The organism is Streptomyces sp. NPDC046859 (genome assembly GCF_040645135.1).
In the GTDB taxonomy this organism is placed as follows: domain Bacteria; phylum Actinomycetota; class Actinomycetes; order Streptomycetales; family Streptomycetaceae; genus Streptomyces.
Genome location: NZ_JBEYXR010000027.1, coordinates 24,796 through 46,777, shown reverse-complemented (window position 1 = coordinate 46,777; position 21,982 = coordinate 24,796). Strand labels below are relative to the sequence as shown.

The following is a 21,982-nucleotide window of genomic DNA, read 5'->3' as shown; positions in this document are numbered from 1 at the left end:
GTGTCCCCGCCCGGGTCAATGGCTCTGACGCTCATCACCTCTTCGGGTGAGTCCCGTGCTGCGGATGCCGGTCAGCGCGCGTCAAGGAGCGACCGCGGGCCCGCCGGACCCGGCACCCGGCCCGTCCCCGCCCGTCCCGGCATCGGCTCGCCCAGCATCAGCGTCCGCACGACCCGCTCGGCGGCCAGCCCGTCGTCGAACTCGCAGAACCGCTCCCGGAACCGACGCCGGGACCGCGCCGACTCCCCGTCCCGCCACGCCCCGGACGCGAACACCTCCGCCAACTCCCCGTACGAACGCGTCACATGCCCCGGCGCCTCGGCCGTGAGGTCGACATAGGCGCCCCGGCTCGCCGTGAACGCCCCCCAGTCGTCCGCGTGGACCACGAGGGGCCGGTCCAGCAGGGCGTAGTCGAACATCAGGGACGAGTAGTCGGTGACCAGGACGTCCGCCGCGAGCAGCACGTCCTCGGCCCGCGGCACGTCCGTCGCGTCGACCAGCACGCCTCGGCGGTGCAGATCCGCCAGCCCCAGCCCTCGCGCGACGCCCTGCGCGAGCGACGGGTGCAGCCGCACCACCAGCGTGCGATCGGCACCGAGGTCGCGGGCGAACCGCGCCAGGTCGATCCGGTCGACGTGCCCGCCCTTGCGGTAGTCACGCCGGGTCGGCGCGTACAGCACCACGGTGTTCCCGGCCGGCACCCCGAGCCGCTCCCGGGCCGCCGCGACCGCTTCCGGACCCGCGGTGACCAGCACGTCGTTGCGCGGGCTGCCCGTCCTGACCGAGGTGAAGTGACACGGGTAGGCCCGCTCCCACACCAGCTCCGCGTGCCGGCTCGCCACCAGGCTGTAGTCCCAGCGGTCCGCCCGCCGCAGCATCTTCGGCACGTCGAACCCGTGCCGGGCGCCCGGCTTGGTCAGCAGGTCGGCCCCCATGTACTTCAGCGGGGTGCCCCGGTGGGTCTGGATGTGCACGCTGCCCGGCCGCTTGGCCAGCGTGCCCGGCCAGTTGACGTTGTTCACCCAGTACGTCGCCCGCGCCATGACCTCGTGGAAGCGCCGCGAACCGGGCGTCACGAAGTCCGTGCCGTCCGGCAGCTCCGCCACCGCGTCCTCCCGGACCACCCACACGCCCCGCAGGTGCGGGGCGATCTCCCGCGCCTTGGCGTGGATCGCCGCCGGATCCCCCAGCACGCCCCGGTGCGAGAACGCCGAGTAGACGGCGAGATCCGGATCCAGCGGACGCCGGGAACAGGCCGCGTACCAGGCGCGGTGCGCCCGCCCCGACACCGCCCGCGTCACCTTGCGGCCACCGCCCCCGGCCACCCGCCGCAGCTCGCGCAGTCCGCGGACCGCCGCGTACGAGGCGTAGGGCGCCGCCGCCAGCAGCCGCATCTCCGTGCCGCGCCGGCCCTCCGGCGGGACGAAGCCCTCGGGGAGGTGCCGGGCGTGGAAGGCGCGGATCTCGCGGTGGAAGTCCGGCCGGTCCGCGGGCCGCACCCGGTCCTCGCGGGCCAGCACGAACAGCATGTGGTCCAGCGCGCGCTCGAACAGCAGGGGCCGCGCCCACGCCAGGTCCGGTCGCTCCTCCAGGAAGGCGAACAGGCCGTCGTACTGGGGGAAGATGTCGAAGTGCCGCCGCCCCGGCGTCCTGGTGATCGCGCCCTGCCGGCGCTGCCGGTACTCGACGCCGATCCGCTCCAGGCACACGATCCGGTCGGCCAGCACCATCGAGCGGTAGGTGACCGGCGCGTCCTCGTACAGGCCCGGCGCGTACCGCAGCCCGTGCTCCAGGAAGAAGTCCCGGCGGTACGCCTTGTTCCAGGCGACCAGGAACAGTCGCAGGTACTGGGGGCTCTCCCGGACACGGACGACGTCCGTCCCGGCCGCCGCCAGCAGGTCGGCGGCCTCGCTGCGGCCCCCGCGGCCCCACCAGTGGGTGCGCACATGGTCGAAGACCAGGACGTCGGGCTCGTCGGCCGCCGTCAGCCGGGCGTCGACCGCCTCCAGCAGACCCGGCGTGTAGCGGTCGTCGCTGTCCAGGAACAGCACGTAGTCGCCGCTCGCCTCCGCCAGACCCGCGTTGCGGGCCCGGCCCAGGCCCACGTTCTCCGGAAGGTGCAGCACCCGTACGCGGGCGTCGCGCTCGGCGTAGCCGTCCAGGATGGCGGGGCAGCCGTCGGGGGAGCGGTCGTCGACCGCGATCACCTCCAGATCGCTGTACGACTGCCCGAGCACCGAGTCCAGGCACTCCCGCAGGAAGCCCTGCACCTTGAAGACGGGCACGATGACGCTGAAGCGGGGCACGTCAGCTCCTGGCGAGGGTCGTCGCGGCGGGGGAGGGGGCGGGGACGCGCTCGGCGAGCGGGACCACCGGGGGCAGCGCCTCGGGCGGCTCGCCCAGCAGCACCCGGCGCACCACGCGCTCGGCGGCGCGCCCGTCGTCGAACTGGCAGAAGCGCTCCCGGAACGCGGCCCGCAGCGCCCGGGCCTCCTCGTCCGCGTACGAGCCGTCCCGCAGCAGCGCCGCCAGCTCGCCCGGGGTGCGCGCCACCCGGCCCGGCGGCGCCTGCATCAGGTCGAAGTAGACGCCCCGCACCTCCCGGTAGACGTCCCAGTCGTCGGCGTACACGACGATCGGCCGGTCCAGGTTGGCGTAGTCGAACATGATGGACGAGTAGTCGGTGATCAGCGCGTCCGCGGCCAGGCACACCTCCTCCGAGGACAGGTGCCCGGTGACGTCGATGATCCGGCCGGAGCCCCGCTGGTCGCCCCGGTCGTAGAAGTAGTGGGCGCGCAGCAGCACGACGTACTCGTCGCCGATCTCCTCGCACAGCGCCCCGAGGTCCAGGCCCGGCTCGAAGCCGGAGGCGTGGTCGCGGTGCGTCGGCGCGTACAGCAGGGCCTTCCTGCCCTCGGGGACGCCGAGCTCGCGCCGGACGCGGGCGACGTCCTCGGCGGTCGCCGTGTAGTAGACGTCGTTGCGCGGATAGCCGTACTCCAGCGTCTCGTGGACGGCGGGGTAGGCGCTCTCCCACATCTCCGTGGAGTGCCGGTTGGAGGTCAGGTTGTAGTCCCAGCGGTCCACGCGGGCCAGCAGCCGGGCGAAGCTTCCGGTCGCGGCGGCCACCACCGGGTACGTCGCCTGGTCGGCGCCCATCCTCTTCAGCGGCGTGCCGTGCTGGGTGGACAGGTGCACGCTCCCCGGGCGCTTGACGACGGCGTCCGCGAAGTTGGCGTTGTTCACCAGGTACGCGGCGCGGGCCAGCACGTCCCAGTACGTGCGGCTGCCGATCACCGCGTACTCCACGCCCTCGGGCATCGTGGCCGCCTGCTCCGCCTCCACCAGGAACACCGAGCGGAGGTGCGGGGCCAGTTCGCGGGCCTTGGCGTGGATCGCGGCCGGGTTGCAGAGGTAGCCGCGGCCCCAGTACGCGCAGTACACCGCGAGGTCGCGGTCCAGGGGGCGGCGGAGCTGGAGCCGGTAGCGCAGCCGGGTGCGCGGCCCGTGCGGGCGCGGCACCCGCGCGAGGACCCCGCTCACCGCCCGGTTGGCCGCGCGCAGCGCCCGGAACGCGGCGTACGCGCCGCCCGCCAGCAGGCGGTGCTGCACCCCCGGACTGCCGCCCGGGGCCCGGAACCCGGCCGGGCGGTGCCGCCGGTACAGCACACCGGCCCGGCGGAAGAACGCGCGCCGCCCGTGCGGCAGCCGTCGCGGATGGGCGGCCGTCTTCAGCACGGCCGCGAACAACTCCATGAACAGCGGCCCGTGGCGGCGCGCCGAAAGCCCCTGTTCGGCGGCCCGGGTCAGCACCAGTTCCACCTGGTCCAGCAGCTCGGCGTGGTGCGCGCCCGGCCGGTTCAGCCGGCTGCCCTGCCGCCGCAGCCGGTGCCGTACGACGACCCGGCGCAGCACCGCCATCCGCTCGGCGGCCAGGGCGGCCAGTCCGCCGAAGCCGACGTCGGTGAAGTGGCCGCCGGGGAAGGTGATTCCATGCCCGGCGAGGAAGGCCCGCCGGTAGGCCGCGCTCCAGGCGGGCAGCCCCACCCCGGTCAGCCACGGGACCCGCTCGGGCGGGAACACCCCGTCGGGCGCGCGGGCCAGCAGCCGCGCGGCCGGTTCTGCCGGCTCGCCCGTCCACCAGGGGACCCGCTCGTGCCCGTAGTACACGATGTCCGGGGCGCCGGTCGCGGGCAGCCGCCCGGCCAGGGCCGCCAGCGCGCCCGGCGCCAGCTCGTCGTCGCCGTCCAGGAACAGCACCCAGTCACCGGTGGCGGAGCGCAGCCCCGTGTTGCGTGCCCCGGCCGTCCCCTCGGACGGCGGCGCGTGCACCGGCACCACCCGGCGGTCCCGCCCGGCGTACCGGGAGACGACGTCCGCCGCCGGGCAGTCGGGGCCGTCGCAGACCGGGATCAGCTCGACGTCGCCGAAGGACTGGGTGAGGACCGAGTCCAGCGCCCGGGACAACCGGCCCGCGACACCATGGGACGGAACGATGACGCTGAAGCGGGGCATACTGCTCTTTCTGTCGAGGTGCGGGGGCGGCCGTGCCGACGACGGTTCGGACCGGGTCAGCGGGCCCGGCACCGGCCGGGCCGCCCGGCGGGGCGCCGGGTCTGCGGACGGCTCGGCGTGGGCCGTGACGGACTGGAGGGCATGCGGACTCCTCTCGGGGACAACGCCGTTCAGTGGGTCTCGGTGACGGTCCGGGGCGAAGCCGGCTGCGGCACCGCCCCCAGCGGGGCCCGCGGACGCGACGCGGCCGGGGGCGGCACCGGCCGCCGGGCGGGCGGCACCACCGGAGGGCTGCCGGGCTCGCCGAGCACCACGTGCCGGACGACCCGCTCGGCGGCCCGGCCGTCGTCGTGCGGGCAGAAGCGCCGGCGGAACGCGGTCCGCAGCTCCGCCGAACGCGACCCGCGCCAGTGACCGGACGTGAAGATGTCGATCAGCTCGTCCTCGCCGCGCGCCACCGCGCCCGGCGGACAGGCCCGCAGATCGACGTAGGTGCCCCGGACCGCCTCGTGGGTCTCCCAGTCGTCGGTGAGGAGCACGACCGGCCGGTCCAGGCAGACGTAGTCGACCATGATCGACGAGTAGTCCGTGACCAGCGCGTCCGAGGCGAGGCACAGCTCCTCGACGCCCGGGTGGCCGGTCACGTCGAGGACCCGGTCCGAGGGGGCGGCGAGCGGGCCGTCGTGGCCGTGCGGGGCGCGGGCCAGGACGATGTGGCGCGGCCCCAGCCGGCGCACCACGCGGTGCAGGTCGACCGGGGTGCGGCGGTAGGCGCGGGAGGTCGGGGCGTAGAGGATCACGACCGCGTCCTCCGGCACGCCGAGCTTCCGGCGGACCCGGCTCATGTCCGCCGGGGTGGCCCGCAGGAACACGTCCGCGCGCGGGTTGCCGTACTCCAGGACGGTGTACGCGCCGGGGAAGGCGCGCTCCCAGGTCAGGGTCGCGTGCCGGCTGGGGGAGACGAGGTAGTCCCACCGGTCGACGTCCTCCAGCAGCCCGCCGGGGTCCGGGTCGGCGCCGGGGCACCCGCGCAGGTCGAGGCCCGTGCGCTTGAGCGGGGTGCCGCGCCGGGTCTGCACCAGCACCTGGCCGGGCCGCTTGACCAGCCGGCGGTCGAAGGCCGCGTTGTGCACCAGGTACCGGGAGCGGGCCAGCGCCGTCCAGTAGGCGGCGGTGTCCGGACGCAGCGGGCGCACACCGGACGGCAGGGCGCCCCGCACATCCGCACCGCCGGTGACCCAGGCGGTGCGGATGTGCGGGGCGTGGGCGCGGAACGCCCGCTCCAGGGCGCCGGGGTGGCAGCCGTGGCAGGGTACGCCGTGCGCGGCGAACACGGCACGGTCCGCGCGCACCGGCAGACAGCGCTGCACGCGGTAGTGCAGGCGCAGGGCGCCCGCCCGCAGGGCCCTGCGCAGCCGGACGGCCGTCCGCGCGGCACGGCGGAGCAGGGCCGCCGTGCACCGCAGCACGTGGTACGTGCGGTGCAGCCCCATCCGGACCAGGGCGTGGTGCAGCCGCACCAGCGGCGGCAACGGGCCGGCGGGGCAGTGGTAACGCCGGTAGTACGTACGGGCCTTGCGCAGGAACTCGGCGCGGTTGCGGCGCGGCAGGCGGTCCCGGCGGGCGAACACCACGACCAGGTGGTCCACCATCCGCCGGAACAGCAGCGGCCGCCAGCGGGCGAGCTCGGGGCGCTGGTCGACGTACGCGAAGACCCGGTCGTACTGCTCGAAGACGTCGAAGTGCCGGCGGCTGACCGTGCCGAGGATGCCGCCGCGGCGCCGCTGCCGGTAGTGCACGCACACCCGGTCCAGGGTCGCGATCGACCCGGCCGACATCAGCACCGGGTACGTCCAGGGCGTGTCCTCGTAGTAGCCGGTGGGGAAGGCCAGCTCCTCGGCCTCGACGAACTCCCGGCGGTACGCCTTGTTCCAGGCGACCATCAGCAGCCGCAGCAGGCCGGGCCGGTCCGTCAGCCGGAAGGGCGCCGGGCCCTCCTCGGCGAGCTGGGCCGCGGCCTGGTTGCGCACCGTCTCGCCGGTCCAGAAGGTGCGCGCGTAGTCGTAGACCAGGACGTCGGGCTCGCCCGTCTCCTTCAGCCGGCCGGCGATGGCCTGCAGGGCGTCCGGGGTGAGGGTGTCGTCGCTGTCGAGGAAGACCAGGTAGTCGCCGGTGGCCTCGGCCATGCCGGCGTTGCGCGCGGGGCCCAGACCGCGGTTGCGCGGCAGGTGCACGGCGCGCACCCGCGGATCGCGGGCCGCGAACTCGTCGATGATCGCGCCGCACGCGTCCGGCGAGCAGTCGTCCACCGCGATCAGTTCGAGGTCCGGGTACGACTGGGTGAGCACCGATTCCAGGCACTCGTGCAGATACGCCTGCACCTTGTACGCGGGGACGATGACACTGAACCTGGGCAAGGCACATCCACTCGGTCGGCCGGGGACGACGGGCGCTGTCGCCGTGCCGGGAACGGCCGATGGAGTGAGTTGGTTACGCGATCCGAGGCATCCGAGGGACCGGTCGGGTGAACGGCGAGGGGCGGGCCGGTACCGGCCCGCCCCCGTCGAAACGCGGTGCGTCAGCGTCTACTTGACCGCGCCGGCCATCACACCGGACACGAACTGCCGCTGGAAGGCGAAGAACACGACCAGCGGGATCACCATCGAGATGAACGCGCCGGGCGCCAGGACGTCGACGTTGCTGCCGAACTGCCGTACCTGCGTCTGCAGCGCGACCGTGATCGGCTGGCTGTCGGCGTCCGTGAAGATCAGCGCCACCAGCATGTCGTTCCACACCCACAGGAACTGGAAGATGCCGAGCGCGGCGACGGCCGGACCGCCGAGCGGCATCACGACCCGGAAGAACAGGCGCAGTTCACCCGCGCCGTCCAGCCGCGCCGCCTCCAGCAGCTCCCGGGGGATCTCGGCGAAGAAGTTCCGCAGCAGGAACACCGCGAACGGCAGTCCGAACCCGACGTGGAAGAGGACCACCCCGATCAGGGAGCCGAAGATGCCGATATTGCCGAAGAGTTCGGCGATCGGAATGAGGGCCACCTGCACCGGCACGACCAGCAGCCCGACCACGCCCAGGAACCACCAGTCGCGGCCCGGGAACTCCATCCACGCGAACGCGTAGCCCGCGAGCGCGCCGATGATCACCACGAGGAGCGTCGCCGGGACCGTGATCAGCACGGTGTTCAGGAGCGAGTCCGTGATGTCGCCGTTGCCGAGGAGCTTGTCGTAGCTGTCGAAGGTGAGCTGGGACGGTTTGCTGAAGACCTCCCACCAGCCGCTCGCGGACATCTCCTCGGGCGGCCGCAGCGACGACAGCAGCAGCCCGATCGTCGGGACCAGCCAGAACAGGCCCACGACGATCAGGAACACCCGCACCAGTCCGCCGCTGACGAAGGAGACGAGCCGGGCACCGAGGGTGCGTTCGCCCTCGACGACGGCGAGCGGCTCCTGCGCCGCCCCGGTCAGCCTGCCGGCGTCCGCACTCATCGCCGCACCTCCCGCCTGAGCCGACGGACGTTGAACCACATCACCGGGATCACCAGCAGCAGCAGGAACACCGAGATGGCGCTCGCGACACCGGGCTGGTCCTCGGAGAAGCCCTTGCGGTACAGCTCAAGCGCGAGGACGTTCGCGTCGTCCTGCGAGGAGCCCGGGGCGATGATGAAGACCAGGTCGAACACCTTCAGCACGTTGATCATCAGGGTGACGGTGACGACCGCGAGGACGGGCGCGAGCAGCGGCACCGTGATCCGGCGGAACACCTGCCACTCGTTGGCGCCGTCCACGCGGGCCGCCTCCAGCAGATCGCGGGGGATGCCCGCGAGCCCCGCCGCGATCAGCACCATCGCGAAACCGGCCCACATCCAGATGTACGACCCGATGATGGCCGGGGTCACCAGGGACGGGCCGAGCCAGTCCACGCCGTTGTACGGCTCCTTGAAGTTGTCGGCCGGGAGTCGGAGCCGGGCCCCGTCCGCCGCGGCCGGCAGGGTGAACGTGCCGTCGTCGGCGGCCGTCGTGGAGGCCACGACCGCGCCGTCCTTGACCGCCTCGATCTTCATCCCGGCGTAGCCGAGTTCGGCCGGGTCGATGCCGCCGAGGGTGCCGACGCCCTTGCCGCGTGTGAAGTCCTGCCAGGTGGTGCCGGTGACCTTGCCCGGCTCCGCCTTCGCCCGGCCGGCCTTCGCGGCGCTGTCCGGCATCTTGTCGGGGGCCACGCCGACGAGGGGCAGGGAGACCGGGGTGCCGGCGCTGACGGGGTCCTCGGTGAGGAAACCGCCGCCCGGCGCCGCCTGCAGGGGCGACTCCCGGCCCGGGTGGGCCTTGGGGAACGCCGACGACTGCGCGAACGTGTCGTGGACGCCCACCCACACCGCGTTGGCGACGCCCTTGTCCGGGTCCTGGTCGTACACCAGCCGGAAGATGATGCCCGCCGCCAGCATGGAGATCGCCATCGGCATGAAGACGACCAGCTTGAACGCCGTGCCCCAGCTGACCCGTTCGGTGAGCACCGCGAAGACCAGGCCGAGCGCGGTCGCGACGGTCGGGGCGAACACCACCCAGAGGACGTTGTTCTTCAGGGCGGTGCGGATGCCGTCGTCCGTGAACAGGGCCTGGTAGTTGTCGAACCCGGCGAAGCCGTCGCCGGACTGGTCGTAGAAGCTGCGGATCACCGAGTACCCGATCGGGTACACCACGAGCGCGCCGAGCAGCACCAGGGCGGGCAGCAGGAACAGCAGCGCCACGGTTCTGCGGGTGCCGGTCACGCTCTTGCGCGACTCGGGAGCGGCAGGGGCCGAAGGGGCCCCCGCCGCCCGTACCGACGCCATCGCGTCAGTTTCCGTAGGCCGCGGCCGCGTCGGCCTCCAGCTTCCGCTGGGTGCCCGCGACGTCCGACGGGTTCTTCAGGAAGTCCTGCAGCGCCTTCCACTCGCCCTTGCCGGGCGTGCCGCCGAACGCCTGCGGCGCCTGGTCGGACATGTCGAAGCGGAAGTCGTCACCGGCGTCGATGAGCGCCTTCGCCATCGTGCGCTGCACCTCGTTCGGGTACGCCGCGTTGTCCACGCTCTTGTTCGGCGACAGATAGCCGCCGAGCCTCGCCTGGATCGTCGCCGCGTCCGGGGAGGCGAGGAAGGTGGCCAGCGCCTGCGCCGCCTTCGAGTCCTCCAGGATGACGGCCGCGTCGCCGCCGGAGACGACCGGCGCGGTGTCACCGACCGTCGGGAACGGGAAGACCTTGGCGTCGGTGCCGACGTCCGCCTTCGCCTGCGTGATGTTGACCTGCGCGAAGTCGCCCTCGTAGACCATGGCGGCCTTCGGCTGGTCGCCGCCGGTGAACGTCTGGGTGACCGAGGTCGGGAAGTCCGTCTGGAGCGCGCCCTCGGCGCCGCCCGCCACGTAGTCCTTCTTGCCCCACACCTGGGCGAGCGCGGTCAGCGCGTCCTTCACGGACGGGTCCGTCCACTTGATCTCGTGCTTCGCCAGCCGGTCGTACTTCTCGGGACCGGCCTGGGAGAGGTAGACGTTCTCGAACCAGTCCGTGAGCGTCCAGCCGTCGGCGCCGCCGACGGAGAACGGGGTGACACCCGAGTCGTACACCGTCTGAGCGGTCGTCAGGAGCTCGTCCCAGGTCTTGGGTTCGGCGGCGCCCGCGTTCTCGAACGTCTTCGCGTTGTACCAGACCAGGGACTTGTTGGCGGCCTTGTAGTAGACGCCGTACTGCTTCCCGCCGACCTTGCCGATGTCCTGCCAGCCCTGGGAGTAGTTCTCCTGGAGTTCCTTGAGCGCCTCGGCGCCGAGCGGCTTGGCCCACTTCTTGTCCACGGCCTGCTTGATGGCGCCGGGCTGGGGCAGCATGGCGATGTCCGGCGGCCGGCCGCCCGCGACCTTGGAGCCGAGGAAGTTGATGATGGGGTCCTGGGCGGGGACGAACGTGACCGTCGCGCCGGTGCGCTTCTCGAACTCCGCGAGGACCTTCTTGAAGTTGGCCTGCTCGGCACCCGTCCAGACGGCCGCGACCTCAAGGGTCTCGCCGTCGAGCTTGGGCAGGGTGACGGTGGAGGCGGAATCCTTGCCGCCGTCCTGTTCCTTGCCGTTGTCCTTGTCGTCGCCGCCGCAGGCGGTGAGGGAGAGGGCGAGGGCGCCGGCGAAGACGGCCGCCGCGGCCCTGGCGGCCCTGCGTGTCCGGTTCTTGCTGCTCGTGCTGTGCATCACTGCCCCGTTCTTCGTGCCTCGTCGAACGTTCGAGCGCTGTCCCGTGGGTCTGGTCTACGCCCTGCCCTGGGGGTCGGCAAGAGCGCGTCCTCTGTCAACCCGGGGATCGTGACCGCCTCGTGACCAGGCACCCGGCGACGGGCCGTCTACAGCAGGGAAGGCACCTCGGCGGCCGAGACCTCGCGGGCCGCCCGCTCCAAGGCGCTGGCCAGCAGGGCCAGATCGGTGGGGCCGTTGCCGAGCTCGCGGACGGGGCGCCTGGCCGGGGGGTCACCCATGCGGTGCCACTCCAGCGGGACGACCGTGGGCCGCAGCGTCGCCGTGCGCGGGATACGGCCGGTGACCCGGCCGGCCTGGAACGGCATGGCCCGCCCGTCCGCCCGGACGAGCCGGCCCCGCCCGGGCGCCGGGGCGTCCGGGCCGGTCGTCACGGCGTCCAGCGTCACCCTCAGGGTGGCCCGCCGGGCGAGCTCCGACTCCGCCGCCCGGCCCCCGAGTCCGGTCGCGGCCACCAGGTGCACGCCGAGCCGCTCGCCGTCCCGGGCCACCGCCTCCAGCGCGCGTATCACCGACCCGGCGGCCGGCCGGCCCGGCGACCCCAGGGAGGGGTGGACCAGGGCGTCCAGGTCGTCCACGACCACCACGAGCCGGGGCAGCGGCGGCACGGCGTCCGCCTGACGGCGGGCCGCGCCCGGCCGCAGCCGGATCGTCGCGCTGGGCGGCGACTCCAGATCGCCGTCACCGGCACCCGCCCCGGCCGTCCGCTGTGCGATCATCCGGCCGGTCAGCGCCCGGCCGGTGTGCCACTCGGTGAAGTCGGACCGCCCGAGCAGCTCGGCACGCCGCTTCAGCTCGGCGCTCAGCGACTGCGCGAACTCCCGCATCCGGACCGGGTCGTTGGCGCTGAGGTGCGTGGTGACATGCGGGACGTCCGTGCACACGCCCAGGCCCTCGCCGTGACCGCCGCCCGCGCAGACGGTGTCACGGCCGTCGATCAGCACGACGCCCAGCCGGTCCGGCCGCTCCGCCGCCGCGAGCGACGCGACGACGGCCCGCAGCAGCTCGGTGCGCCCGGCGGCGGGCGGCCCCTCCACCAGCAGATGCGGCCCCTCGGCGCCGAGGTCCACGCCGACCGGCCCGTGCGGTCCCGCGCCGAGCACGGCGTTCACCCGGCCGCCCAGCGCCTCGGTGTCGTCGGCCGCGTCGGCCCAACGCGCCATCAGGGACGCCGGGGTGGCCCGCGCCAGCCCCAACTCGTCCAGCAGCCGCGCCGACTGGGGCAGCGGCACGGACACCCGCACCCGGCCCTTCCCGGCCGCCCGCTCCGTGCGCAGCGGCGCCAGCGCCCGCGCGAAACGCTCCGCCCAGGCGAGGGACACGGCGTCCACGGTGGCCACCGTGCCGTGGCCGACCGGGCCGCGCGCCGCGCCGTCACGGCCTGTCTCGGCCGCGCCGGGCGCACCCCCGTCGGGCGCCACCCGCATCAGCCGCAGGGCCGTCGCCACGTCACCGCTGAGCAGCGCGACCGCGCCGCAGGCGCGGAACGCCGGGGCCACCGCGCAGGCCGCCTCGTAGGTGTCCGTGACCGGGGAGGCGGGGGACGCCGCCGCCGTCTCGGCGAGGCACACCACGTGGATGCCCGCCCGCGGGCCCTCCAGGGCCAGCCGGGCCACCGCCTCGCGCAGGTCCGCGCCGCCGGGATCGCCGTCCACGACGAGCACGGAGTACGGGCCGGTGAACTCCGGTGCCCCGGCGGCCGGTTCGCCGGCCCGCGCCCAGGAGGGGCGGTGCCCGGCGGCGCGCGGTGCGGGTACCCGGCCCTCCGGCGCCCGGGCGTCGTCGTCACGGCCCGTCAGATCCTCCAGGCGCCGCAGCAGCTCCTCCACGCGCGCGGTGGCCTGTTCGCGGTCGTAGGCCAGCAGCAGCCGGCAGTCCTGGCCGTGGCCCGGGCGGACGTGCGGGAGCCAGCCCAGCCACGCCCACTCGGCGGTGCGCTCGGGCACCGGGCGGGCCCGGTCCGCGCTGACCAGCACGATCTCCAGGGTGTCCGGCGACTGCAGCGCGGCGAGCTGGGCGAGCACGGCGCGGGTCAACCCGGCGAGGCGCTCGCGCGGCCCGGCCAGCCCCAGCGCCCCGGCCTCACGCAGATCGGCGGTCACCGGCACGGCCGGCAGCAGGCCCGAGCCGTCGGGCGCCGCGCGGTCGGCGGTGCCGAGCCGCACCGTGAGGGCCTCGGGGTGGCCGTGGGCCCGCTCCCAGAGGCGCGGGCCCGGGCCGAGGGCGGTCAGCAGCAGCGACGCCGGGTCCGGCCAGGTCTCGGGCAGCATCGCGCCGCGCCCCGCCGCGGTGGGGCCGGACGGCTCGGCCGGATCGGCCGGTTCGTCCTCGTACGTCTCGTCCGCGGCGGGCTCCGGCTCGCCGCGTCCGCCGGCCAGCCGCCGCGCCCAGGCCGACAGGCCACCGCGCCTGCGCGCGCCCGCCGCCACGTCGGTGCCGCGCGGCTCGGTGTCCCGGCGGCCGGCGTCCGGCACCGGGCGGGGCCCGTCGAGCGGGCCCACCTCGAAGCCGGTGGCGTGGGTGTCACCGGCGCGCGGGCGCGGGACGGAGCCGTGCGGGCCGGGCCGCCCGGCTCGCGGCGCCCCGCCCTGCGCGGGGACGACGGGCGCTTCGCCCGGGGTGTGCTCCCGGGCGGCCGGGCCGTCGGCGGGGGCCGGGGTGCCGTCCGTCACGCGCGCGTGCACCGCCGGGCCGGTGCCTTCGCCGCCCCGCGGGCCCACGCGCACGTGTCCCTCGCCGTCCGGCTCCGTGGGCACCCGCGCGCCCGGGCCGCCGGCCGGCGCGAGCCGCAGCGTGGACTCGCCGACGCGCAGCAGCGCGCCGGGGACGAACCGCACCGGGCGGGTGGTCAGCCGGGTGCCGTCGAGCGTCGTGCCGTTCGTCGAGCCGAGGTCGGCGACCGCGACGCGGCCGTCCGCGCCGACCGTGACCGCGCAGTGCAGCCGGGAGACGTCCGGGTCGTCCAGCGGGACGTCGGCGTCGGCGGAGCGGCCGACGCGGATCTCCCCGCCGTGCAGAAGGTGGACGCCGCCCGCGTCCGGGCCGGCCACGACATGCAGCTGGGTCGGGGCCTCGTCCAGCTCGGGGTGGGGCTCGGGCGCCGCCGGGGCGCCCAGGGACAGCACCGCGCCGTCGGTCAGCGGGGGCTCGCCGAGGGTGCTGCGCCGGTCGTCGAGCCGCTCGGCGCCCGCGTAGAGCACGACCGGGCCGCCGCCGCGCTCGCCCTCGCCGGTGCGGGAGGAGCCGCTCTCGCCGGACACCGCGGAGGCCAGGGCCGAGGCCACCGCCGACAGGGCCGTGCCCGCGGGCGCCGTGACCAGCACGTCGCAGCTCGCGGCGGCGCCGCGAGCCGTGGAGGGCGGGGCCAGCGGGTCTACGACGGTCAGCCGGATCTGCATCGGCGTCAGCGGTCCCTTCTGCGCGCGGGCGCGGGCACGGAACCACCCCACCCCACACGAGCACATCGGCCAGTACTCCCCGCATCCTCGCACCTGCCACCGACAACCCGCCCCCCACCCGAAGACAAGTGATCTTGATTGGTCGGCTCTGCCCGCAAAAGTGCCGGACAACGGCCCTGCCGGTGATCACTTGAGATCGCTCACGTCCGTTCGCGGCAACCACCGGACTGAGCCGAGCGTCTTTCCTTCGAACATGTACGGGAGGCCGTACGTAAGACGCACAGAATGACGACCGCCGGCGCCCGGGGGCACGGCACTACAGTGGGTCGGAACGTAGGCAAGCAGCAGGGAGCGCGACGTGCGGCCGGTAGGCAGCAAGTACATCCTCGAGGAGCCGCTGGGTCGCGGCGCCACGGGGACCGTCTGGCGAGCCCGCCAGCGGGAGACCGCGGGCGCCGAGGCGGCCGTGCCGGGTCAGCCCGGCGAGACGGTCGCGATCAAGGTCCTCAAGGAGGAGCTCGCCGGCGACGCGGACATCGTCATGCGCTTCCTGCGCGAGCGGTCCGTGCTGCTGCGCCTGACCCACCCCAACATCGTCCGGGTCCGCGACCTGGTCGTCGAGGGCGAGCTGCTGGCCCTGGTCATGGACCTCGTCGAGGGCCCCGACCTGCACCGCTACCTGCGGGAGAACGGCCCCTTCACCCCGGTCGCGGCCTCCCTGCTCACCGCCCAGATCGCCGACGCGCTCGCCGCCAGCCACGCCGACGGCGTCGTCCACCGCGACCTGAAGCCCGCCAACGTCCTGCTGCGCCAGCGGGGCGGCGAGATGCACCCGCTGCTCACCGACTTCGGCATCGCCCGCCTCGCCGACTCCCCGGGGCTGACCCGCACCCACGAGTTCGTCGGGACGCCCGCCTACGTCGCGCCCGAGTCCGCCGAGGGCCGCCCGCAGACCTCCGCCGTCGACATCTACGGCGCCGGCATCCTGCTGTACGAGCTGGTCACCGGACGTCCGCCGTTCGGCGGCGGCTCCGCCCTCGAAGTGCTGCACCAGCACCTGAGCGCCGAACCGCGCCGCCCCTCCACGGTCCCCGACCCGCTGTGGACCGTCATAGAGCGCTGCCTGCGCAAGAACCCCGACGACCGGCCCAGCGCCGGGAACCTCGCCCGCGCCCTGCGCGTGGTCGCCGACGGCATCGGCGTGCACGCGAACTCCGCGCAGATCGCCGCCGCCGAGGGCGTCGGCGCCCTCCTCGCCCCGGACCCGTCCCCGGCCCCCGTGCCGGGCTCGGCCGACCCGACCCAGGTGCTGCCGCACGGCGCGGGCTCCTTCGACCCGAACGGCGCGACCAGCGTCCTGCCGCACACCGGCGCCGCCGATCCGACGGCGGTGATGCCGCCGGTGCCGCACGGGCCGCCCGGCGGGCCCGGCCCCGAGGACCCGCACCCCTGGCAGAACCAGCTGCGGGCCGCCCGGGACCGCAACGAACAGACCCAGGTCCAGTACCTCGACCCGAGCCAGGACCCGCTGCGCCGCCGCCCCCAGCGGCAGGTGGCCCGTCCCCAGCCGCAGCCCCAGCAGCCCCCCCAGCCCCAGCAGCGTCCGCCGCAGCGCGGCCGGCAGGGCGGCTACGCGCAGCCGCAGCAGCACCAGCCGCAGCCCTACGCCCCGCCGCGCCGGCCGCAGCAGGCTCCGCAGCGCTACGCGCCCGAGCCGCAGCGCCCGCAGCGCGAGCCGCGTGAGCCGCGCCGCCGCGGCGGCAACCCGATGCGCATCCCCGGTCTGGGCTGCCTGAAGGGCTGCCTGTTCACGATCGTCATCCTCTTCGTCGCCGGCTGGCTGGTGTGGGAACTGAGCCCGCTGCAGGAGTGGATCGGCACCGGCAAGGGCTACTGGGAGCAGCTCAGCAGCTGGGTCGGCACGGTGACCGACTGGATCGGCGACCTCGGCGGGGGTTCGGGCGGCGGTTCGGGCGGTGGCTCGGGCACCGGCTGACCCACCCGCGCGACGACGACCGCTGACGGCCGTACGGACCCCACCGGGGACCGTACGGCCTTTGCGTGTCTGGGGATTTGTCGACATCCGGCGGTGATTTCCGCCTCCGCGGTGAAGGCCGGCCACCCGACCGCGTAGTTTTGTCGACCGGGGGTTCCCAGGGTCTGCCGTCTGGGGGTCCGGGGGTCGGCCCCCGGCAGGACGCAGCGGCGGCACAACGGTCGGTAGGAGCAGTCTTGGCACGGAAGATCGGCAGCCGGTACACCGCCAACCAGATCCTGGGGCGGGGCAGCGCCGGCACGGTGTGGCTGGGCGAGGGACCGGAGGGCCCCGTCGCCGTCAAGCTGCTGCGCGAGGACCTCGCCTCCGACCAGGAGCTCGTGGGGCGGTTCGTGCAGGAGCGCACGGCCCTGCTCGGCCTCGAGCATCCGAACGTCGTCTCCGTCCGCGACCTGGTGGTCGACGGCAACGACCTCGCGCTCGTCATGGACCTGGTCCGCGGCACCGACCTGCGCACCCGGCTCGACCGGGACCGCAGGCTCGCGCCCGAGGCGGCGGTGGCGATCGTCGCCGACGTCGCCGACGGCCTGGCCGCGGCCCACGCGGCCGGTGTCGTGCACCGGGACGTGAAGCCGGAGAACATCCTGCTGGACATGCAGGGCCCCCTCGGCCCCGGCGGCGCCCACCCGGCCCTGCTGACCGACTTCGGTGTGGCGAAGCTCATCGACTCCCCGCGCCGCACCCGCGCCACGAAGATCATCGGCACCCCCGACTACCTGGCACCGGAGATCGTCGAGGGCCTGCCGCCCCGCGCGGCGGTGGACATCTACGCCCTCGCCACCGTCCTCTACGAGCTGCTGGCCGGCTTCACCCCGTTCGGCGGGGGCCACCCCGGCGCGGTGCTGCGCCGCCACGTCACGGAGACGGTGGCGCCGTTGCCCGGCATCCCCGACGAGCTGTGGCAGCTGATCGTCCAGTGCCTGGCCAAGGCCCCCGCCTCCCGGCTGCGCGCCTCCGAGCTCGGGGCGCGGCTGCGCGAGCTGCTGCCGCTGGTCGCCGGGATGCCGCCGCTCGACGTGGACGAGCCCGACGGGGAGCCGGAGCAGGAGGAGGTCCCGGCCGCGGGCCCGGCCGACCCGGCGGGGGAGCGGGTGCGGCGCCGGGGCGCGGTGCCGCTGGTGCCGGGCGCCCGGCCGGCCGGCTCCAACCGGGACACGCACACCTCGATGCGGGTCCCGGCCCCGGACGAGCTGGCCGGCGGCGCCCGCGGCACGGCACGGGTGCCGCGCGCGGCGGGCGCCCCGCGGCCGGGCTCGGCCCGTCACCGCGCGGCGACCAGGCGGCGCCGGCTGGCGCTGGGCGGGGCCGCGGTGGTGCTGGTGGCCGCGGCGGGCGTGGGGACCTGGCTGGCGGTCTCGGACGACGACGCCGGGGCGAGCCCGCAGGACACCCGGACCACGGCTCCCGCGGCCCCCTGACGCGCTCCCCGCGGGGCGGGGCGCCCGGCGGGGGCGGCACCCGGAGCTCGCCGCCCGGCGGAGCCGTTACGCTGGAGGCGTGGCAGTCGTCGATGTATCCGAAGAGCTCAAGTCCCTCTCCTCGACCATGGAGTCGATCGAGGCCGTTCTGGACCTCGACAAGCTGAGGGCAGACATCGCCGTGCTCGAGGAGCAGGCGGCCGCGCCGTCCCTGTGGGACAACCCGGACGAAGCGCAGAAGATCACCAGCAAGCTCTCCCACCTCCAGGCGGAGGTGAGGAAGGCCGAGGCCCTGCGCGGGCGGATCGACGATCTCGCCGTGCTGTTCGAGATGGCCGAGGAGGAGAACGACCCGGACACCCGTGCCGAGGCCGAGTCCGAGCTCGCCGCCGTCCGCAAGGCGCTGGACGAGATGGAGGTCCGCACGCTCCTGAGCGGTGAGTACGACTCCCGTGAGGCGCTGGTCAACATCCGCGCGGAGGCCGGGGGCGTCGACGCCGCCGACTTCGCGGAGCGGCTCCAGCGGATGTACCTGCGCTGGGCCGAGCAGCGCGGCTACAAGACCGAGATCTACGAGACGTCGTACGCGGAGGAGGCCGGCATCAAGTCGACCACCTTCGCCGTGCAGGTGCCGTACGCCTACGGCACCCTCTCGGTCGAGCAGGGCACGCACCGGCTGGTGCGCATCTCGCCGTTCGACAACCAGGGCCGTCGCCAGACCTCGTTCGCCGGTGTCGAGGTGCTGCCCGTGGTCGAGCAGACCGACCACATCGAGATCGACGAAACCGAGCTGCGCGTGGACGTGTACCGGTCCTCGGGCCCCGGCGGACAGGGCGTCAACACCACCGACTCCGCCGTGCGGCTGACGCACATCCCGACCGGCATCGTCGTCTCCTGCCAGAACGAGCGGTCGCAGATCCAGAACAAGGCCACCGCGATGAACGTCCTCCAGGCCAAGCTGCTGGAGCGGCGCCGCCAGGAGGAGCAGGCCAAGATGGACGCCCTCAAGGGCGACGGCGGCAACTCCTGGGGCAACCAGATGCGGTCGTACGTGCTGCACCCGTACCAGATGGTCAAGGACCTGCGGACCGACTACGAGGTCGGCAACCCCGAGGCCGTCTTCAACGGCGAGATCGACGGCTTCCTGGAGGCCGGGATTCGCTGGCGCAAGCAGCAGGAGAAGTAAGAGAAAGTCATATGTCGACAAGGCAACTGCCGCCGAACCGGCGGCAGTTGCCTTTTGTGTACCCGCATGTCTGGGTTTTACATCACACTCACAGCTTCCAACCCCAGCCAAAGAACCCGTAGTTGGACATCGCGCCCGCAACGGCCTTGACGTGCTCTTGAAAAATGGGAATGGTGAAGCGTGGCATGCGTATTTCTGGGGCGCATGTGAACCGGGGGGCTCGAGTTGCGTTACCTCCGTCGATCACGGCCGGCCCCTGAACGCCGCCTCTCTGACGATTCAGCTACTGGGGGTAGCAACCAGATGACCAAGAAGACGCGGATCCGTATCGCGCGCCTCGCCGCCGGTGCCGTGATCGCGGCCGGCGCCTCGCTGACCGCCGCGGGCGCCGCCTCCGCCGCGGAGACCGAGGACTGCATCCTCGGCATCCTGTGCGGTGACGAGGACCCGACCACTCCGCCCACCGAGGAGCCGACGGACCCGCCGACCGAGGTTCCGACGGACCCGCCGACCGAAGAGCCGACGATCCCGACGGAGCCCACCGAGGAGCCGACGGAGCCGCAGGAGCCGACCGAGCCCACCGACGAGCCGTCCAACCCGGGCAACGGGAACGGCAACGGCGGCGGCAACGGCAACGGCAATGGCGGCGGCAACAACGCCGACCCCGACGGTGGCACGTCCACCCAGGAGGAGGGCTCCTCCTCCCTGACCGACACCGGTTCGGCCGCCACCGGCACCAGCACCACCGCTCAGGGCGGCGGCGCCGAGCTGGCCGAGACGGGTGCCGCGCAGACCACGTTCCTGCTGGTCGGCGCCGCCACCATGATCGCCGGCGGTGTCGGCTTCCGCTTCCTGCCGCGCCTCGTGGGCGGCCGTGGCGGTGCCGCTGCCTGACGGTAGCCGTCACGCGCACACCGCGTGAGCGACGCCTTACGGCCGAGGGGCCCGGAGCGATCTTCGCTCCGGGCCCCTCGTCATGTCCGCTCGTGGGGGAGGTGGTGCCTCACACCGTCTGGTGCGCCAGCAGGGCCACCGCCGCGATCAGCACCGCGAGCAGGGCGACCAGCGCCATCGGGTTCAGATTCGCGAACGGGTTCTCCTGCTGGAGCCGCTGGCGGTTCGCCCGGCAGACGGGGCAGCGGCCCTCGCTCACGGGTGCGGCGCAGTTCGCGCACACCAACCGGTCGTACGTCATGCGCCGCCCTCCTCGCGCTGTCCCTCCGAGGGGTTCAACGGGTCCGGTCCCGGATACGTTCCCCTCTCTCCCTACTGTGCCAGGTTCCCCCGCAAAGGGCGCGGGCGCTCTCTCAGGGCGTAGTCGGCACCGGTACAAATGCGCACAACTCTTTACACAACCCCTACGGTGCCTGCGCTCCCCCGCCCGGTTCGCGTATGGTCACGCACACCTACCCCCGGCGACCCGTGGTGCATCCGTGATCCGATTCGACAACGTCTCCAAGGTCTACCCCAAGCAGACCCGCCCCGCACTCAGGGATGTGTCCCTGGAAGTGGAGAAGGGCGAGTTCGTCTTCCTCGTGGGGTCCTCCGGCTCCGGAAAGTCCACCTTCCTGCGGCTCGTCCTCCGCGAGGAGCGGTGCAGCCACGGACAGGTGCACGTCCTGGGCAAGGACCTCGCCCGCATCTCCAACTGGAAGGTGCCGCAGATCCGCCGCCAGCTCGGGACGGTGTTCCAGGACTTCCGCCTCCTGCCCAACAAGACCGTCGGCGAGAACGTCGCCTTCGCGCAGGAGGTCATCGGCAAGTCGCGCGGCGAGATCCGCAAGTCCGTGCCGCAGGTGCTCGACCTCGTCGGGCTCGGCGGCAAGGAGGACCGGATGCCGGGCGAGCTGTCCGGCGGTGAGCAGCAGCGGGTGGCGATCGCCCGTGCCTTCGTGAACCGGCCCAAGCTGCTCATCTGCGACGAGCCCACCGGCAACCTCGACCCGCAGACCTCCGTCGGCATCATGAAGCTGCTGGACCGGATCAACCGGACCGGCACGACCGTCGTGATGGCCACGCACGATCAGAACATCGTGGACCAGATGCGCAAGCGCGTCATCGAGCTGGAGAAGGGCCGCCTCGTCCGCGACCAGGCACGCGGCGTCTACGGCTACCAGCACTGACCCGTACCAGTCCACGGAAAGGCCTGAAAGAGACGCCATGCGCGCCCAGTTCGTACTCTCCGAGATCGGTGTCGGTCTCCGCCGCAACCTGACGATGACGTTCGCCGTCATCGTCTCCGTCGCCCTGTCGCTCGCCCTGTTCGGCGGGTCGCTCCTGATGAGCGACCAGGTCAACACCATGAAGGGCTACTGGTACGACAAGGTCAACGTCTCCGTCTTCCTCTGCAACAAGAGCGACGCGGAGTCCGACCCCAACTGCGCCAAGGGCGCGGTCACCGAGGACCAGAAGAAGGAGATCCGCACCGACCTCGACAAGATGACGGTCGTCGACGAGGTGACGTACGAGTCCCAGGACCAGGCGTACAAGCACTACAAGGAGCAGTTCGGCGACTCCCCGCTGGCCGCTTCGCTGACGCCGGACCAGATGCAGGAGTCGTACCGGATCAAGCTGAAGGACCCCGAGAAGTACGAGGTCGTCGCCACCGCCTTCGACGGGCGGGACGGCGTGCAGTCCGTGCAGGACCAGAAGGGCATCCTGGACAACCTCTTCGGGCTGCTCAACGGCATGAACTGGGCCGCGCGGGCGGTGATGGCGCTGATGCTCGTCGTCGCGCTCATGCTCATCGTCAACACCGTGCGGGTCTCCGCGTTCAGCCGGCGCCGCGAGACCGGGATCATGCGCCTGGTCGGCGCCTCCGGCTTCTACATCCAGGCGCCGTTCATCATGGAGGCCGCCGTCGCCGGGCTCATCGGCGGCACGGTCGCCTGCGGCTTCCTGGTGATCGCGCGGTACTTCATCATCGACCACGGCCTCGCCCTGTCGGAGAAGCTCAATCTGATCAACTTCATCGGCTGGGACGCGGTGTTGACCAAGCTGCCGCTCATCCTCGCCACGAGCCTTCTGATGCCGGCGCTGGCGGCGTTCTTCGCGTTGCGCAAGTACCTCAAGGTGTGACCAACGCCAAGGGGGCCGTACGGGGATCGGACCGTGCGGCCCCTTCG

At 73.6% G+C, this 21,982-nt stretch carries 14 protein-coding genes; 6 read left to right on the top strand and 8 right to left on the bottom strand.

Annotation, left to right across the window (positions count from 1 at the left end; genetic code table 11):
- Nucleotides 1–71 precede the first annotated feature (71 nt).
- The 7 genes from ABZ899_RS30025 to ABZ899_RS29995 all read right to left on the bottom strand — a co-directional run bounded on the left by ABZ899_RS30025 (nt 72) and on the right by ABZ899_RS29995 (nt 14,197).
- A complete protein-coding gene (locus ABZ899_RS30025) occupies nt 72–2,306 on the bottom strand; it encodes a bifunctional glycosyltransferase family 2 protein/CDP-glycerol:glycerophosphate glycerophosphotransferase (protein WP_361351984.1) in 2,235 nt (744 codons plus the stop codon).
- Between the two features lies 1 nt (nt 2,307).
- The gene (locus ABZ899_RS30020) at nt 2,308–4,515 is read right to left on the bottom strand and encodes a CDP-glycerol glycerophosphotransferase family protein (protein WP_361351981.1); all 2,208 of its coding nucleotides are present in this window, start codon (nt 4,513–4,515) and stop codon (nt 2,308–2,310) included.
- Nucleotides 4,516–4,685: 170 nt separating this feature from the next.
- Nucleotides 4,686–6,932 carry a bifunctional glycosyltransferase family 2 protein/CDP-glycerol:glycerophosphate glycerophosphotransferase gene (locus ABZ899_RS30015; protein WP_361351978.1) on the bottom strand — a complete coding sequence of 749 codons (2,247 nt, stop codon included), beginning with the start codon at nt 6,930–6,932 and terminating at the stop codon, nt 4,686–4,688.
- A gap of 168 nt (nt 6,933–7,100) precedes the next feature.
- Entirely contained in the window at nt 7,101–8,015 is a 915-nt protein-coding gene (locus ABZ899_RS30010; protein WP_361351975.1) for a carbohydrate ABC transporter permease, read from the bottom strand.
- Nucleotides 8,012–9,358: a sugar ABC transporter permease gene (locus ABZ899_RS30005; RefSeq protein WP_361351972.1), complete on the bottom strand. Its 1,347-nt coding sequence runs from the start codon at nt 9,356–9,358 to the stop codon at nt 8,012–8,014. Before ABZ899_RS30005 ends, ABZ899_RS30010 begins: the two co-directional genes overlap by 4 nt.
- A 4-nt stretch (nt 9,359–9,362) precedes the next feature.
- Nucleotides 9,363–10,739, bottom strand: a complete 1,377-nt coding sequence (locus tag ABZ899_RS30000) for an ABC transporter substrate-binding protein (protein WP_361351969.1) — start codon at nt 10,737–10,739, stop codon at nt 9,363–9,365.
- Between the two features lie 149 nt (nt 10,740–10,888).
- The gene (locus ABZ899_RS29995) at nt 10,889–14,197 is read right to left on the bottom strand and encodes an FHA domain-containing protein (protein ID WP_361352079.1); all 3,309 of its coding nucleotides are present in this window, start codon (nt 14,195–14,197) and stop codon (nt 10,889–10,891) included.
- Between the two features lie 358 nt (nt 14,198–14,555).
- On the opposite strand from ABZ899_RS29995, the gene ABZ899_RS29990 reads away from it, so the two are divergent.
- The 4 genes from ABZ899_RS29990 (at nt 14,556) to ABZ899_RS29975 (ending at nt 19,751) form a co-directional block, all read left to right on the top strand.
- Nucleotides 14,556–16,193 carry a protein kinase gene (locus tag ABZ899_RS29990; protein ID WP_361351966.1) on the top strand — a complete coding sequence of 546 codons (1,638 nt, stop codon included), beginning with the start codon at nt 14,556–14,558 and terminating at the stop codon, nt 16,191–16,193.
- 236 nt (nt 16,194–16,429) lie between these two features.
- Complete coding sequence (locus ABZ899_RS29985; protein ID WP_361351963.1) at nt 16,430–17,671, top strand: serine/threonine-protein kinase; 1,242 nt, start codon at nt 16,430–16,432, stop codon at nt 17,669–17,671.
- A gap of 79 nt (nt 17,672–17,750) precedes the next feature.
- Nucleotides 17,751–18,857, top strand: coding sequence for a peptide chain release factor 2 (gene prfB, locus ABZ899_RS29980; protein ID WP_361351960.1), 1,107 nt, complete (start codon nt 17,751–17,753; stop codon nt 18,855–18,857).
- A gap of 303 nt (nt 18,858–19,160) precedes the next feature.
- A complete protein-coding gene (locus ABZ899_RS29975; protein ID WP_361351957.1) occupies nt 19,161–19,751 on the top strand; it encodes a hypothetical protein in 591 nt (196 codons plus the stop codon).
- A gap of 109 nt (nt 19,752–19,860) precedes the next feature.
- Here ABZ899_RS29975 and ABZ899_RS29970 read toward each other — a convergent pair whose 3' ends face one another.
- Nucleotides 19,861–20,052, bottom strand: a complete 192-nt coding sequence (locus ABZ899_RS29970; RefSeq protein ID WP_361351954.1) for a hypothetical protein — start codon at nt 20,050–20,052, stop codon at nt 19,861–19,863.
- 238 nt (nt 20,053–20,290) lie between these two features.
- Between ABZ899_RS29970 and ftsE the strand changes: the two genes are divergently transcribed.
- Nucleotides 20,291–20,980, top strand: a complete 690-nt coding sequence (gene ftsE / locus ABZ899_RS29965) for a cell division ATP-binding protein FtsE (RefSeq protein WP_361351951.1) — start codon at nt 20,291–20,293, stop codon at nt 20,978–20,980.
- Nucleotides 20,981–21,017: 37 nt separating this feature from the next.
- A complete protein-coding gene (ftsX, locus tag ABZ899_RS29960; protein WP_361351948.1) occupies nt 21,018–21,935 on the top strand; it encodes a permease-like cell division protein FtsX in 918 nt (305 codons plus the stop codon).
- The last annotated feature ends 47 nt before the right edge of the window (nt 21,936–21,982 follow it).